Source organism: Dictyobacter vulcani, assembly GCF_008974265.1.
GTDB lineage: Bacteria > Chloroflexota > Ktedonobacteria > Ktedonobacterales > Ktedonobacteraceae > Dictyobacter > Dictyobacter vulcani.
The window spans coordinates 494,881-511,394 of the sequence record NZ_BKZW01000001.1; the positions used below are offsets into that span (position 1 = coordinate 494,881).

A 16,514-nucleotide genomic window follows, 5' to 3' on the forward strand; every position below is an offset into this window, starting at 1 on the left:
GTTAAAGAAAAAATAATTGCTACTGACCGGATTGTTCCGGGAGCGTATCCATCAAAATCAAGCAGTGCTGTGTTTGCGCTTATTGCGTAGCTCTATAGCGATAGATTTCGACAACTTCGGGACGTAAGATGCGGTTGTCGTAGCGAAAGCCCTTGCGTACACGTCGTTTGATGTGCTTATCCAGTGTCGCATCGTCAGTCGGGATGGGGCTTAAGGCGCGTTGCTTATTGGCGACAAATGTTTCCTCTTCCATCTGAAAAGGTTCAACCTCGTTATTGATGAGCAATTTTTCTACGCTATCCGCGAATGATTGCACATTGGAGACGATTGCCTGATCCAGTTCTGGGAAATCTGTGGACATATTCTCAATAATACGATTCATATCATCATAGAGAGAGATGAGATCCATAAATAATAGGCGTAAGATTTTAAAATGTAGTCCTTCGCGATGACTCTGTAACTCGCTATGCAGGACATCGATCATGCGCTCTTTGCTCTCATCATACTTGACCTTGGTGTCGAAATCCCGTTTCAGCGCCTGTATTTCTGACTCCAGGCTTTGGATGCCTTGCAGCGTTTCAGTGAGCAAACCTGTCGCTGGTGACTCTGTAGACGCGCTTGTCTCAGGCTCAGGTTTAGTCTCAAGTGCAAGCTCAGGAACTGCATCTAGTTCGGTGGGTGAGTTTGTTGAAGTTGCTATAGCTGTTGGTGATTGCGTTGTAGAGATATCCTGTGGAGTTGAAGAATATACCGTACTGTCAGCAACGGTTTCCGATTGTTCTTCTAGCATGCATGAACCTCATTCTATAAATGAAGAAAAAGCAATAGGATTTTCTTCGCGTCTGTGCGTTTCGCAAGACGAAAATAGATTTGTTTAGATTATTGAATAAGTAACTTTTTTGTAGTATATTCCGAATATAAAAGACTGTCAAGTAATAGTATGGATAAGTTTGTTGGAGACACTGCGCGGAATTAACAGGGTTTCGGGGATCTTGTAATAGCATCAATACTAACTTTTCCTATCTGCTATAAAGAGGAATAGCTTGCCGGAAAGAGGTGGGATTTTCGTGTACTTCGGAGGTCTGTAACTCTGGAAGACTGCTCTCCTTCACCACCCTGAGCCATTGATCAAGCCGCTCCCCTTGACGCCCACGAACCATCTGCCGAAAATCTTGAACCAACCATTGAGAAGTTACAGCGCCTGCTCGATAATCCAGAACCAGCAAGCTTGCGCGAAGCTGCGCACCGCTACGGATAGATATCGCGAGTAAGCTACAGTCAGCTTTATTTTTTGTCTCATAGTAGGCTATTCTGATTCTACTTACGAAGTGGTTTCACAAGCTGACGTAGCAAGAAATAATTTCACTGAGATACCTATGCTAGAATGTCCCATTTAAAGTTGGGATGTCATATTCAGCCATAGTTGTGCCTTCTCACGAATGCCAGGCCTGCTATCGTGCAGGCACTCTTGTGCCATCCAATCAGGAAAGACTTGCCGCTCTGTCAAGAGGCGCACAGCTTTCTCACGGCAATAGGCACAAGGATCTCGTTCATAAAGTTGAATGAGCGCTTGTTGGCAATCTTTCGTCGGATTTTGCTCAAAAATCTTGAGGATGCTATAACCGGTATTGTGAAAATCATCAGGATCATTCAGGTTGGCCAGAAATTGCTCTATGAGTAGGTGATCACCTTCCTGATAGTTATTGATCAAGAGATCTAAAGCGTCTCCTATCCTCTCTGGATCATGTATGAGCTGCAATGCGAGAGCGCGAACTGCTGGACCATGAACAGGCACGAGCGCGGCGAGCGCCTGGGCAGCAATATCGGCGTTCTCGTTCCTGGTCCACTGCAACACATCTCGATAATCGAGTGGGAACGGTCTGTTGCGAAAGATAGCAAGATAGGGAAGTATATTATCACTAGTCGTGTTCAGAAGATCGTTGGCAGCAAGCAAAAGAGTTTCATCAGTGGCCCGACGCCCCCAGAAAGCAAGTCGTCCCAGATTGTAGGCTCCATATTGGCGCTCTTGACTGGACTTCACTTTCCACTCGGCGATCAATTGCCTGGCATATTCATAATCCTCAATAACATGCTTGTCTCCACTTTCTAGCGTCGTTTTCTGTTCCCGTGGATAATTAATAAAGGATGTGAGCAGTGGCTCAGTGGTCGTTGCCTGCTCAATGTAGTGCAGCACGCTCTCGTGGCCAAATCGTTCTTCGATTGTCTTCAGGTACCATCTATCCAATTGATCTTTGGGTGAGCCCGCTATGTGATAGAGGTGTCTGGCCACAAAGAGAAAACCATCCAGGCCGTCCAGATCGATCAGATCATAAGCTCCAAATTCACATCCGCGGGTGGCACGTTTGAGAAACAACTGATACATCGCTTGCCGGGCTTCTTTATCTCCCTGCTGCGCAAAAATCAGTCCAAAATCAAAGAACTGACTCACATCCCAATCAAGATCATCGCCGAACTCAGATATGGGAGGAGGAATTGTTGCCATGGCATGTAAGATTGCTTCACGGTAAAAGGACTCTTTATGCGTAAGCTGTATAATTTCGTAGAGGTACTGCGCTTTGTTGCCTTCTGATTGAGGATCATATGTATTGTTGTGCAAGCATGCATCCAGAATATACTCTTGATAGGGCGTAGCATCGTGCTCTTGTAAATACAAGATAATGCGACCCAGGCCACGTTGTAAACTTCTTTGAAAATCTTCTATTTGCATCAGTTTCCTTTGGGTGTCTCCTGTAATAACTATGGATCGCCTGGGATGGTGTCAAGGGCCGATTTTTTGCGGCACCGGCACATAATTGATATTGCCGTCCGCATCCAGCGTAGAGTAGATGATGTTAGACGCAAATCTCGATCATGCCCCAACCATGTTCTGCGGCGTACCGAAAGCGGGCCAGCATCGTTTCTTCCGTGCGGTGTAGCCACTCATAGTATGTATCGACATTACTTTGAAATTCCTCGTGAGAATGTTCGTTCCAGTAGGCGCACATGGAGCGATAAACGTCCAGACTCTGTAATTCACCATAGAACTGTTTGCGATACAATTGTTCTAAATCTGGGGGCAGAGGCCATTTCTTATTGTCTCGATCGCGTACACATCCACCTACAATGCCCTCCAGATCGGGGCGTGCCATGGTGGGCAGATTGGTGATCAAGTGAACCGTTTCCTCATGATCAATGAAACCGAAGACGTCAGAATTATGAAGAATGGTGCGTGCAAAAGCCTCAGGATATCGAGACGAGGCGAGATAGTCCTGATACTTTCTGGGGGCGAGCAACTGATCGGCCAGCGGTTGCGGCGCTGGTTGGCTAAATGTATCCCAGAGCGCTTTTACCTGTAAACTCCTGGCCATATACTCTTCCCATAAAGAAACTCCCTCCTCTATCAGTACACGACTATCGAGCATGGTTTCCTCAGGAAGCTGACAACAAAACGTATAGAAGAGGCATTGCAAGAGAAATCTTTGGCTCTCCGTCCTTTAGGGGGAACTGATGAGCTTAACTAAAACAGCCAGACAGCAGAAAGGAGAACAAAAAAGAGGCTCATTCTTCGTTGAACTTGGTAAGAAAACAAACACCACCACGTTCAGGAGAAACAAGCCTTGCCAGACCAGCATACCAAAGAATACGACAAAGGAAAAGCCCTTGAGGAAGGAATTCTCATTCCTCTTGATTTGCCTGAGTTCCAGGTCGTGAGCCAAACGTGGCATCACGATGGAAGTGTGAGCGTCAGAGTGATTGCGAAGCAGCAGACAGCGATCTGCCCTCAGTGTCAGGTCTCCTGTGATCGTATTCATGATCGTCGCGATCGTGTCAAGCGCGATTTGATGGTGCGAACCTCTCGTGTGAACCTGATCGTGATCAAACGTCGCTTTCGTTGTAGCACCTGTCTCCACACCTTTACGGAGCCGGATAAGGCCTGTGGCCGTCGGAGAAGGACAACCAGACGATTGCGGGAAACGCTTGGGAAGCACGCGATGACCCAGCCAGTAGAACAGGTGGCAGACACCTTTGCGGTGGGTCCGCGTTTTGTTCGGGAGTGTTTGCACCACCTGAGTACGCCTCTTTTGCAAGCTCGAGGTCTGGATGAGCATGCTCTTGGCCCGTTGCCCACGCCTCGTTTTTTGGGAATTGACGAATTTGCCGTGCGTAAAGGTCATCGCTATGCAACCATTCTCTGTAATCTGGAGCAGCGAGAGGTGATGGAGGTCTGCCTTGGTCGCAAACTCGACGATGTGGTTGCCTTGCTCAACCGGCTGGAGCATCCTGAAAACGTCCAGGCAGTGAGCATGGATATGAGCGCTTCCTTTGCTCCTGCTGTCAGAAAGGCGCTGCCTCAGGTGCAGATTGTGGTGGATCATTTTCATGTCATTGGGCATCTCATGAAAGCCTTTCGCAAAGTCGTTTCCAGTTGGGCTCATAAAAAAGAAGGGTGCATCCTGTTGCATCGCAAACAACATCTGTTCCTATGTGCTAAAGAAGATCTGACGGCAGAACAAGAGCACGAACGGGCTCGCATTGCCACACATCTGCCTGCTCTGGCGCACGCGTGGGAGCTCAAAGAAGCGTTGCGAACCTGGTATGCTCAAGCCACCATGAAAACCGCTGAGGCGCAACTCGATGCCTGGATCATACAGGTCCGGGAAACAGGGCCGGAGCCCATGCGCCAGGCCCTTTCAACCTTTGTCAATTGGAAAGCAGAAATCCTGGCGTTTTTCCGCTTTCTGCCAAATCGTCTCACCAATGGGTTTGTCGAAGACAAAAACAATCGAACCAAAGCCATGATGCGCCAGGCGTATGGCTATCGTAATTTTCGTAATCTCCGTGTACGTATTCTTCTGGGAGGAACGGTATGAGAATACCTCATCATTTCCCCCAAAGGACGGAGAACCAAATCTTTGTGACTGGGCATTCTCATTACCCTCAAGAAATGCAGGGAGGTGGCGAGAGAAGAGTCCCCAGATATCTAATTCACGTTTCTCCTCTGCATCCTGAAGGAGAATATCGCGCAGAGGGGATGGCAGATCACGAGGGTCTAGAATTTGGGGCCAGACGCTCCGATCCTTTTTTAAAAGATCCCAGCCAAAGGCGCATCGTGGTCCCGCAAAGAAAATATCGGGTAATGGATCAGGGATATTAAACACGAACCAGGTGGAAAAATGGCTGGCTGAAGCCATAATCTCGCGTAGCGGCTGCAGAAATCCGCTCTGGGCATCGCGCCAGGCTGGCAGAATTTGCTGGCTGTAGCGTGTCAGATCGCAAGGAATATAATCTAAATGACGTAACGACATCTGTTGTGCTCCACATTATAATTTCTGGTTCATTCTTTACGGACTCAGAAAAGTCGGTAAACTCTGCAGAGGATAGGTATAGGTCAGATTCGCATGCTCAGTGTGTGTCTGAGAACTTAAGGAAAGCGAGGAGCAAACGGAGCAAGCATAAGCTGAGAGAGCGAAATCAGGATCAGAAACATACCATGTGCAGGCTAGTTTTCGTAATTATGCACCAGGCGCTGGGGACAGATCAGCCAACCAAAGGTTCGTCCAATGGCCCCATCGATTTGGTTGAATCTGAAATCCCATGAGGGATGTCCCTTCGAGCACTGCTTCATTATTGATGAGAACCCACGAGCACTGCAAGGAGTTGGCTTCCCACAGAAATGGAATTCACCAATCTTCTGACTTTATTTAGGAATCCAATTCTCCTCGAGAGCACGAGCCAGGGTATTCCCATCACGGTAGCGCCTTTCGGGTTCCTTCTCCAGGCAACGCAAAATGATTTCCTCCAGGGCACGAGGAATATTCGGATTGAATTGGCTGGGAGGAGGAGGCGCATTTTGCATAGGTATGAAACCCTCCCTGCCACGTACTCCCTTTCAATTATAAAGTTCGATACAAAGAAACTAGCAGCGCTAGTCTAGCAGATCAAACTTGCCGAGTTCAAGCAACCGGTTATACTAACTTTGCTAGAGAGCCAATTTTACGCCGTTGTTAATATATTAGTGTATTTGCGGAATAAATTGGCTTTCCACATAAAAGATTATAATAATAACAAAAATTAAAATAAAGAGTATCATATATGTCTCGTACCAGCGCCAGAAATTGCGAAAGCGTGGCGGCTCACGAAAGCTTTCTCCAAGAGCATGTTTGAGCACTACTGTTTCTTCTCGTCGATAATCCAGCCAGGAAAAGATCCCACTTAAAAGTGAGATAACTACAAACAGCGTATCTATAATCAGTAATCCGAGCAACGTTTGCATGCCTGAACTGGCTTGTTCAGGCATGATGTGCCAACTTCGCCAGTTCAGAAAGAGCGTAATCCCGGCACCAATGATCACAGTTGCCAGCGTCTGAAACAGAGCCAGATATTTATGACCATTTTCGTTCAATGCGTTGGTCTGTTGAAGAATATATCTGTATCGTTCTAAGTAGAATGGTCTAGCTGCTTCCAAATCCTGAGATATCTTTGCCGTAGCCTGTTGGGTATCTACTGAGGAAGTGTCGATGGATTGTTGCTGCGTCATCTAATGATACTCCTACTCCCAATCTTTCAAGAGCTTTTTAGGGATACTTATATCAGCTTAGCTTACTTAATCCATAGTTTTTGTGATTAACAGTAACATTAATAGAAACGGATCTGACGGCAAAAAATAAAATTTAGGGTAATGTATATCAACTCAAAAACTTCTCTTGTTTGGTGGGTCTTAAATAAATGAGACACCTTGTAGGTAAAATGAACGGATTGAGAGAGAATTTCATCAAAAACAGTGTGGCGGATACAGATAGCGAGCACCATCTTCTGGCTAACCGAACTGACTACTGATTTCGATGCCTCACCCATAAAAAGCTAGGTTTGATTCAACTCATATGGGCGAGAGGTCACCATCAAAGTAGCTATACCGAGCAGAGAAATGTTTGATTACAGGTTTATAAACCTTATTGGCAACACCAAATATGATGACCACCGGAAGGCCACGTCGCAAATCGATTGATATACGACTCAATAGTCATCGGAATCATTCCGTTTCCTTCTCTTAATATATTGAGAAAATATGAATTACGAAGAAATACATTATAAATGGTGCTTGTCAAATTTTCTAATAACATGTAGCTCTTTAGGTAGTTCTTTAGGCCTTTGGGTGGAAAAGAGAGAAGCATATTTCTCTGAATCGCAGAAAAGATCCGAAAATTGCAGTACATTATCGGCAGATACAGACCAAGCATCTGCAAGGGCTTCTATAATTACCCCAACCAAACTACTGCCGATGGTATTCCATTGAGGCCTTTTCTCTAGAAATTTTTTGCTAGGCCAAACGATATGAGCATCGGCTAAAACCCCCATCGTAAAAAGATTTTCTTTATATTGACTCACAATAGGGCCTCCAGATGTTATAGTGAACAAGATATTGTTTCTTTGAGGGGGCTGATACCACAAAGAGGCTAGATTATCAACTATGATAAAAATCTCATTAGGTATATCTTTCCAATTTTTTATATCTTCAACGCTCATGTATATATTGCTTTGATGCACCACTGGAAGATCATGTATTTGTCCCCCAAAACTCCTAATATTTCTAGCACATGTCATTAGAATCTCTGGTTTATTAATATTTAAACTCACTAATTCAGATTGTTTAGATGCCCACGATTCTAAATGGTAATCACTAGCAATAAATGATGCTGTATGCCTTGTGGCCTCTAGGGACTTCCCAAGAAATATTCCAGCCACACCATATAAATTTCCCGCACGCATACCTCCTATCGTTATAATCGCCGGATATGAGTTGGCTTTGTTCTCTCCCATAATAGCCGCCCGACCAACTACACCATTTGGATGATTACCTAAAACCCTGAGATTATCGCTTAAGGTACGCCAATGAGTGACTCTTTCTATATCCTGATTTTTCTCAGGCAACACACTTTCATCTAGTGTAATTCTGTAGAGTAAACTACATCCATTCATCGTCATCCAGTCGTTGGCAGTTATAACTTTTGTATAATCCATATCTGCTACTTTAACATACAGATTAACGTCTATACATGGACATAGCCACGAACACAACTCTCCAAAATTCTCCCCTCTGCCCAACGTAACTCACTTTGCCAATACAAACGAGCTTGTGTTACAAAGCCTTCAGGCCCGTAAGGGTCATCCTTAAGCCAGACTCGTATCTTTGTCCCACCATCACGAACCCATTCTTCAGAAGTTGCTTTCATTAAGAGAGGTCTCGATGAATGTCCATCTCTAAAATCAAGTACTTGTGTAGCTTGATATCCTTCACGATATGGACGTGTTACAATCCGAACGCGCTCTCCCCACATGAAAACGGAAAAAAATCCAATCCCATATTTTCCTGTTGCTTCATATTCTAGAGATGACAAACCAGGATACTCTTCATGCATGAGTGACGAACCCCAATAAGTGTTTCCAAAATCTAGTAATGGTCCAGTCAGAACACTCTTTGACATACCAATACCATTATCTTGCACTTCTATCCAATATCCATCTTCATCTTTCCCAAGCTCAATCCATATATCTCCCCACTCTTTAGGCAAATTTTCATAGATACGCCGTGCTCTAATAGCATCTGATGCATTTTGAATGAGTTCACGTAATGGGACTAAATGATCAGGACCATATAGTTGCTCGCCTCCAATTCTACGTACAAGTCTGGCAACGTCTGTAACTTGAATTTTTGTATCAACGGGGATCCACTCATTTATTTGAATGAGCTCACTTAATCTCTCGGGGTTTTCAACATTGGCAACTCCACGAGCAGCAAACCTTTCACGCCCACACCCTATAAGTAAGGCATCAACTTGTCTTAATTCAAAATCAACCATCTGTAAAGTATCAAAACATCGCCACCAAGCGCCAGCCTTTTCCCATGAAAAAGGTCTTAATGACGTATAAATAAGCCGATCTGTATGCAACGGAAGTTGCGGCTGAGAGAGTCTTTCTTGAAAATCCCAATGCTCCTTTGCATCTGCTGAAGGCCTACGGATAGCCTGTAGGAAACTAGGAGATCGACGGGCATCCAAGTGGCTCGCATCGGCAACACGCATAAGAGCAGCAATTTTTAGTTGATCTATTGTCCAATTATTTGGGCACCAAGAAGGTGCTCCTGTTATCTTGTTAAACTCATTGGCAAGTTTATCGACAGACCACCAATGACTGTGGGCAATTCGTCCAATTAATGAGCCAAATTCGAATCGCAATTCTGGTTCATCAATCAAAAAATACCGATCATTAGTATCATCTTTTTCCCAAGATACAAAAGCCAATTTTTCAGCATATTCTGCATGCAAAAATCTCAATGCTTCTAGTGTTGCTCTTCTTTGGATATCTTGATCAGAGAAAGTGTTCTCAAGCTTTGACAATACTGCTACTGTATCTGCCCAGCGAGGGTGTCTGCGTATAGTATCAACTCCATCTGGATAAGCAGCTAATCCCATCCCTAAATCATGAATTAGAAAAGCCCCTCCTAAAACAAATGACTCAGTAGGAGTTAATGAACATTTTGGCCCTCCAATAATACTTGCCATTTCCCATAGAGCATCAAGGTGAGTTATATCATGCACAGTGAAGTCTGGTAAATCTCTGGCAATTTCTGATGCTAACAACGCTGCATGTTCTCTGAATTTATAGAAGGCTACTTTCAATTTTTCTCGGGGTTCTTTAGCTCTATCTCGATTAGATGAAACAGCAAAAGATGTTTTCCAGAGTCGCGTGTTCTCAAAAGTAAGCATCTGTCCTCTCTTTCGCAAGAACGGCATAAATAAAGTTGAGAATTCTTAGAAAGGATTATAGCATTTTTTATAAAATATTCATACAATTATTGTAACTACTCAGAACCCCTTTTCCACAAAGGGAAAAGCTGATAAAATGTGAACATGAGAGAAGAAGACGTTAGGGAGCTACAAAGCGCATTTCGCGAGTTGAAAATCGCATACAGCGAACTGCAAGAGAAGGTGAAACAGCAAGATCAGCACATCGAGGAACTGCGAGGGCAGTTGCTCAAAGAGCGTCTGCGCAATCTGGAACTGGAAAAACGGTTGGCCAAAGACAGCCGCAATAGTAGTAAACCTCCTTCCAGCGATGGGTACAAGCGCCAGCAAAAACGGCGAGAGAAAAGCCAGAAAAAGAGTGGAGGGCAAAAGGGTCACAGCGGTCATCAATTGGCTCAGGTGGAAACGCCAGATGAGGTGATTGAGCACCGAGCCAGAGACTGCCAGCACTGTCAGCACCCCTTATCGCAGACAGTAGGGGTGCTGAAGGAACGTCGTCAAGTGCATGAGTTGCCACCCCTGCGTTTGCAGGTGAGGGAACATCAGCAGATCGAGCAGATCTGTCCCAGATGTGGTGGGCGATCCTGCGGGAACTTTCCCCCAGGAGTGGATGCAGCAGCCCAGTATGGTCCCAATGTGCGAGGGTTGGCCGTCTATCTTTCCCAATTCCAGCTCTTGCCTCTCGAAAGGATCACCGAACTCTTTGCTGATCTGCATTTAGGCACCGTGAGTGAAGGGAGCATCGTCAATTGGGTGCGTGAGGCAGCCAAGAACTTGTCCTTGACGCAGCAAGCCCTTGAACGACTCGTGCTGCAGAGCCGACTGGCCCATGTGGACGAGACGGGTGGTCGTATTGAGGGGATCTTGCATTGGTTTCACGTTGTGAGCACACGTGCTCTTACGATCTACCACTGGCATCGCAAGCGAGGGCATGAGGCCATGAATGAGATGGGACTGCTGCCTCTTTACACGGGTCGGCTCGTGCACGATCGCTGGAAAAGCTATGATCAGTATCGCTGTGAGCATAGCCTGTGTGGAGCCCATCTGTTGCGTGATTGCTTGTTTGTTGCAGAAGAAGAAAAACAACCATGGGCGCAAGAGATGTACATTGTCTTGCTTGAACTAAGTGAGGCGACCAAGCAGGCGCGCGCCTGTGGTCAAAAGACCCTTGATCCAGCGATCCGCACACGCTGGTTGGCTGCGTATTTTGAGGTGATTGGGCGTGGCTATCGTGCCTGGGATGAGGCGCACCCGCCACCGGAGCCCACCGCCGCCCGCAAACGGGGTCGTCCCAAACAAGATCCTGGCAAAAATCTCCTTGATGCCTTCCTCCACCGCGCCGATCAAGTGCTCGCTTTTGTGGATGACTTGACCGTGCCCTTTACCAACAATCTAGCGGAGCGCGACTTACGCATGATCAAGGTGCAGCAAAAGATTTCCGGGACCTTTCGCAGCGATGCGGGTGCCACTGCCTTCTGTACCATTCGCAGTTATTTGAGCACCATGCGTAAGCAAGGGCATTCCATGCTCGACGCCCTTGCTGCTGTCTTTCAAGGTTCCCCGCTTCCCATTGCTTGGGAAGCTGGGTCCTGAGCAGTTACCAATTATTGATATCAATATTATAATTTTAAACGTTTAAAATAGGTTGAACACGAGTTAAACAAACAAGTATCCTTCTTGACGTTTAGACTAAAAAGTTCTACCAGAACTCCATGAGAAGTTCCGTTCAAAGAAAGACGATGAATCAATGCGTCATCTCTGCCATCAGGATGGTACAATTTGAGGCAACTTTGGCTTTTTGCGAATGATGGGAAAACGTGGTGCTTTGCCAACTTTTGCTCCTTTCATCCGGCCTTTCGATTTTCCGCGTGGTTGTGGTGGCCGGGCAGGAGTGCCCAAACGTGCCAACAATTTGTGCATCCCGCGCCGCACCTGTTGGGGGGTTGGCTTGCGCTGTTTGCTTTCCCATGGTCGCCGTTCTGCTTCAACCACGTCACGAGCCAAGACCAGATGATTGTGCGCGATCGCCACAATATGGCTCCATCGCTCAAACTGTTCTGGGGTCCGCAAACGTGGTTGTTCCCACAACAAGCATTGCTTGTCAAAACGATAGCCATGCTCTTGCCCAAAGCGCAGCACATAGCCCAGTGCAATCTGGGTGACATCAGCTTCTTGATCCCCAATCCACACAAACCAGCTCACGCGTGGATCACGCTCTTTGTTGGTCGCATGAGGTCGCACCACCCGCAAAACGGTGACGTCCAGGTAGCGTGCCTGCTTGACATGCATGTGTTTCCACCAGGTGACTTCCACCGGACGCTCTTTCTCATCGGTACCTTTCCATACTCCATCTGGATCCTGATGCGTTGCTGGATCTTTCGGTTGCAGTTTGTCACCATCTTTGCGTGGACATCCTTTTTTTCCTGTTGGAGGTGGCGCAGCTCGGTAGAAGCAGCGATTGCTTTTGAGACGACCCAACACCTCAACCTCCAATGCGCTACAACGACACCACAACCAGTTGGAATCATACCCCGGTCCAATACAACAATGACCTGCTTGGGCAAATAGGGTACCACTTGCCTGAGCTGTTCTTCTGCGACTTCGATGGCGGTGGTCTGCGACGCCACCCGTTGTTGGTCCAGAATATAGGTCCAACTGCTCACTGGCTCTGCCAAAGCCACGACCGTCGAGAATTGCCACCCAAACGTGACTGGCTTCTTGCATTCTGGCAGATTATGCATATGTTGTGCCGTACGATCGGCCGACGTTACAGCAGCCGGGCGTGCAATCTTGCTGGCATCAATGCCAATCCAGAGCCACTTGCCCGCATCGGGTTTGGGCAGATAGCGTGCCAGAATCTCTCGCAGGCGCTTCTCATCGATACGCCCATCTTCAAACGCCTCATACAAACTAGCCCAGGTGCGTTCAAACAAGGGCGATTGCGAGATCTCTGGAAACGATGTCGCCTGTATTTCTGTCATCAGTCCATCAATTGTATTAAACAATGCATCCTTCGCTCGTGGAAAACAGTCATAGATGTCGTGACGAAATTGTCGCAATGTGTTACTGTTAGTCATGCAAGTAAAATTCCTTGTGTTGTAATTATAAGAAGAACTTTACTTGATCAGGCCGCCCGCCGCAAGGTGGGGGGCCTTTTTGTCTGATTTAGTCTAAACGTCAACAGGAGTGCAGAACGGAGAAACATTTTTTGTTCTGCACTCCTCTAAAAATGCACAAATCCATGCTGTGTGGTGTCGCCAGATATGATGGTCTTTGGCTTGCACATAGCTAAGCGTGAGATCCCTCCAACTGGCAACAGCAACATGAGCCATGTTCTCCGCGCGAAATGCCAGTGAATAACAATTGTTCGGCCAAATGGCTCCCTTTTGGCTGATCAACTGGAGATGACCAGGAGAACCTCAGAAGTTTTCTGAGGTCATTTGCACATGATGAGAGCAGATTTTGCGGCAATGGGTACATATCATCTCTGCACTATTGGATGACCACACTTCGAAATCTGGGCAACAACACATAGCTACTTCTTTGAAGCTCCGAATACGATGAAATCGCAACAGTAGATTATTTTCTGCTATTACGTTACTATTTATCTATGTAGAGCGATTGTCATGTTTTTAGCATCGGGAGACTATTTACCGCTCTGAAGAAGCCCTGCTATATACATCAACGAAGGGAAGAATTTGATGGAAGAAAGACAAGACGAAGTGCTTTTAGGCAAGGAAGTAAAACGCTGGCCAGTTGAACTAGCTGAAGCGCTCCTTGCCAGCCCACTTTCATGGGGGCCGCCCACATATGCTCTAGGGATTGGTTACGTTGATGATCCACAACTTGAAGATCAATCTGATGGTTTTATACAACTAGCAATGTGCGTAGATAGTGCGTATGACCGCCATGGTGAAGCGGGGCAATGGGCCAATCCCATCTTGCGTCAAGTCAAGGCGGAAGCTCCCTACGAGGAACTCTCAACCCAGGACCTGTTAGATGTCGTCTTTCTTTCCTGGCGCGGGGAACGTTTCTGTGATGGCCTTATCCGCCAGCGTGAGCCGCTGCTACGCGCAATCCTCCAGGAGGTTGTACGACGCATCCGCTCTGATGCCCCTCCAGTGTTTATCGTGCAGAAATCAGATACAACAGAAAATCGCTGAGAATCACGTGGGACCGGGAGATAAAAAGTGGTATACAGTGAACCATCGTCATACTTCCTCCTCATCCTGAGCGCGCCCATGCTGTCGGCGGTATTCCTGGGCGTGGCGCTGGTATGCGGCCACGGCAGCACGGGTTGGTGTACCAGTTACGCCCCTGCTTGCGCGCCTCTAAGCGACCATAACGGGCAAAACCTCTGGGTCGTACCCAAACTCCCGTGCTAACGCTGGAAGAGACCAGCAACCAGAGACACGACATTTTCATAGGCGCGAGCGTGGTTCTCCGTCTCTTTATACTCTCTGAGCGAATGACCACCAACGGTCATTCCGTACTCAATCACCATTGCTGTCTCGTTCAAGGTCAGGGTGTTTCCTCCGATCGCCGTACTATGGTGAGTCAACATGATCTTCAAATCCTCATTGAGCCGGGCAACGGTCCCGGCTGGTAGCGGCCGGTATCCATCTACTATGGCCTTTTTCTGTTGGAGGCGAGCCGCCATCCTCGCGTCCATGATCGGTTTCTGCTGCCTACTCACCTGGTATCATTCCCTTTCCATCAGATATGTATGCAAAGGATAAAAAGAAATAGCTCACTCCGTTCCCACATTCCGCAGGGTAATTGACAGGAAATCTAAAATTCGATAAGGTAGTCTCAGCACAAAAAGGAGCAGAAAAAGAGCATGCAACGAGCTGAGGATTACCAGAACGAACGGTTGGATCATTTGGGTATTGTCGCGGGAGTCTGTCAGGAAATAGGCTTGGCCGCGTGGTTGGATGCCTTGGAACCGAAACAGCAACGTGTGGTGAGTTATGGAACTGCAACCGTCGCCATGATTCTCAACGGCTTGGGTTTTGCCAATCGCCAACTCTATCTGGTCCCACAATTCTTCGAGAACAAGCCGGTTGCCCACCTGCTGGGAGCAGGTATCAGCGCTGATATGCTCAACGACGATTGCCTGGGACGTACCCTGGATTGGCTCTACGCGCAAGATGTGACCACCGTGTTCGCTGGCATCGCCCATCAGGCCCGCCAACGCTTTGGGGTGAAAGCACGGCATCTTCATGTGGATACCACTTCCTTTTCGGTCAATGGAGCCTACGAAACCAACCAGGAAAACGAGCACGTGATTGCCATTACCCATGGCTACTCGCGGGATCATCGCGAAGATCTCAAACAGTGGATGTTGGCACTGGCGACCACGCATCAGGGAGATATTCCGCTCTTTTTGCAGCCTCTTTCGGGGAACAGCAGCGATAAAGAGAGCCTGGTTAAGGTTATTGCGGATCTGCATGCTCAATTGCGGCAGCAAGAGCCCGAAGAAAAAACCATCTACGTCTCCGATAGTGGTCTCTACAGTACGGCAAATGTGCGCCAGCTCAATCAAGCTGGGGTGAGGTGGGTCAGTCGTGTTCCTGAAACCAGCAAAGAAGCCAAAGCTGCCGTGATCCAAGCCGAGGATGCGTGGCAGCCCAGCGCTGATGGGACACGCAGCATGATTGTGCAGCAGATGGATCTGCCGCAAGGACCGGAGCGTTGGATCGTGGTTCGCAGTGTCGATGGGGTCAAGCGCGCGTTGCAGACGGCTCGCAAGCAAGCTGACAAGCAGGTAGACGCGTGGGCAAAGAAGTTGTGGCATGTGAGCACCAAGTCGTTTGCCTGTCGAGAGGATGCGCAACAGGCCTGGGAGCAGAGCTTGAAAGGCCTGCCGGAGTGGCTGGAAGTCTCGGTGGAACTCAAGAGCCAGGCGGTCTTTGAAGGACGAGGCCGTCCTGCTCGGGATGCGGAGCCAAGCGGGCTGCGCTGGAGTGTCACATCGCAGGTCATCCTCAACGAAACGAAGCTGCTGGCCTACGCTCAGCGCAAAGCCTGTTTTGTCATCGCCACCAATGTCGTGGATGAAGCGGACACCTCCAATGAGGAGGTGATCAGCCTGTATCTGGAGCAGGGCAGCGTAGAACGGGGCTTCCGTTTCTTGAAAGATCCCTTGTTTCTGGCCTCCTCGGTCTTTGTAAAAAAACCAGAACGCATTGTGGCATTGAGCTTGATCATGGTGCTCGCGTTGTTGGTGTACCGTCTGGCTGAACATCGCTTGCGTGAGCAATTGCTGGCAAGCGGGCAAACGATCCCCAATCAAGTCAACAAGCCTACGGCTCGACCAACGATGCGCTGGGTGTTCCAATGCTTTGAAGGCATTGAATTGTTGCAGATCCGCACAGGAACCAGAACGGAGTCGGTTGTCCTCCGCTTGCAGCCACTGCATCAAAAGATCCTTTCGTTACTGGGACCAGCCTATCAACAATTCTATTTTTTTTCAGATTGAAACTGCGGAATGTGGGTCCGTTGTATATTTTGTGTTTATTATACAGCACCTTTTATACAACGGATAGCTGAAAATAGTACACTCCGTTGTATAGTGCCCGAGGAGACCAGCTGGCACGTATGGACGGCGGATTGCAGGCGATGATGAGCGCAGAGAGTGCCGTCTCAGTCCCTTTCCCACGGGCATGCAGGAAGCGGAGCAATAGTTATCGAATAAGACATCTTACCTGG

Annotated in this window: 12 protein-coding genes and 1 pseudogene; 4 read left to right on the forward strand and 9 right to left on the reverse strand. The window is 47.6% G+C overall.

The window, feature by feature from the left end; all coding sequences use genetic code 11:
- Positions 1-79: 79 nt before the first annotated feature.
- From grpE to KDW_RS02030, 3 genes are all read right to left on the reverse strand, one after another.
- A complete protein-coding gene (gene grpE, locus KDW_RS02020; RefSeq protein WP_151754419.1) occupies positions 80-790 on the reverse strand; it encodes a nucleotide exchange factor GrpE in 711 nt (236 codons plus the stop codon).
- A 603-nt stretch (positions 791-1,393) separates the two neighbouring features.
- Complete coding sequence (locus KDW_RS02025; RefSeq protein WP_151754420.1) at positions 1,394-2,728, reverse strand: hypothetical protein; 1,335 nt, start codon at positions 2,726-2,728, stop codon at positions 1,394-1,396.
- A gap of 124 nt (positions 2,729-2,852) precedes the next feature.
- On the reverse strand, positions 2,853-3,422 hold the full coding sequence (locus tag KDW_RS02030; protein ID WP_151754421.1) for a hypothetical protein: 570 nt from the start codon (positions 3,420-3,422) through the stop codon (positions 2,853-2,855).
- A 195-nt stretch (positions 3,423-3,617) separates the two neighbouring features.
- On the opposite strand from KDW_RS02030, the gene KDW_RS02035 reads away from it, so the two are divergent.
- The gene (locus KDW_RS02035) at positions 3,618-4,871 is read left to right on the forward strand and encodes an ISL3 family transposase (RefSeq protein WP_151754422.1); all 1,254 of its coding nucleotides are present in this window, start codon (positions 3,618-3,620) and stop codon (positions 4,869-4,871) included.
- Positions 4,872-5,698: 827 nt separating this feature from the next.
- Here the strand turns inward: KDW_RS02035 and KDW_RS31485 are convergent.
- From KDW_RS31485 to KDW_RS02050, 4 genes are all read right to left on the reverse strand, one after another.
- Positions 5,699-5,857 carry a hypothetical protein gene (locus KDW_RS31485; RefSeq protein ID WP_162004877.1) on the reverse strand — a complete coding sequence of 53 codons (159 nt, stop codon included), beginning with the start codon at positions 5,855-5,857 and terminating at the stop codon, positions 5,699-5,701.
- A gap of 156 nt (positions 5,858-6,013) precedes the next feature.
- Positions 6,014-6,538 (reverse strand): hypothetical protein, encoded by a 525-nt coding sequence (locus tag KDW_RS02040; RefSeq protein ID WP_151754423.1) that lies wholly within the window; start codon positions 6,536-6,538, stop codon positions 6,014-6,016.
- Between the two features lie 548 nt (positions 6,539-7,086).
- Complete coding sequence (locus KDW_RS02045) at positions 7,087-8,019, reverse strand: hypothetical protein (protein WP_151754424.1); 933 nt, start codon at positions 8,017-8,019, stop codon at positions 7,087-7,089.
- Between the two features lie 29 nt (positions 8,020-8,048).
- Positions 8,049-9,764, reverse strand: coding sequence for an HD domain-containing protein (locus tag KDW_RS02050; protein ID WP_162004878.1), 1,716 nt, complete (start codon positions 9,762-9,764; stop codon positions 8,049-8,051).
- Positions 9,765-9,908: 144 nt separating this feature from the next.
- On the opposite strand from KDW_RS02050, the gene tnpC reads away from it, so the two are divergent.
- On the forward strand, positions 9,909-11,396 hold the full coding sequence (gene tnpC / locus KDW_RS02055; protein ID WP_151754426.1) for an IS66 family transposase: 1,488 nt from the start codon (positions 9,909-9,911) through the stop codon (positions 11,394-11,396).
- Positions 11,397-11,567: 171 nt separating this feature from the next.
- Here the strand turns inward: tnpC and KDW_RS02060 are convergent.
- Positions 11,568-12,880 (reverse strand): annotated as a pseudogene (locus KDW_RS02060) (NF041680 family putative transposase).
- Between the two features lie 624 nt (positions 12,881-13,504).
- On the opposite strand from KDW_RS02060, the gene KDW_RS02065 reads away from it, so the two are divergent.
- On the forward strand, positions 13,505-13,966 hold the full coding sequence (locus tag KDW_RS02065) for a hypothetical protein (RefSeq protein ID WP_151754427.1): 462 nt from the start codon (positions 13,505-13,507) through the stop codon (positions 13,964-13,966).
- A 218-nt stretch (positions 13,967-14,184) separates the two neighbouring features.
- Here the strand turns inward: KDW_RS02065 and KDW_RS02070 are convergent, their stop codons facing one another.
- Positions 14,185-14,499, reverse strand: a complete 315-nt coding sequence (locus KDW_RS02070; RefSeq protein WP_151754428.1) for a Fic family protein — start codon at positions 14,497-14,499, stop codon at positions 14,185-14,187.
- Positions 14,500-14,643: 144 nt separating this feature from the next.
- Here KDW_RS02070 and KDW_RS02075 point away from each other — a divergent pair, with 144 nt between their 5' ends.
- Positions 14,644-16,284, forward strand: a complete 1,641-nt coding sequence (locus KDW_RS02075; protein ID WP_151754429.1) for an IS1634 family transposase — start codon at positions 14,644-14,646, stop codon at positions 16,282-16,284.
- Positions 16,285-16,514 lie beyond the last annotated feature (230 nt).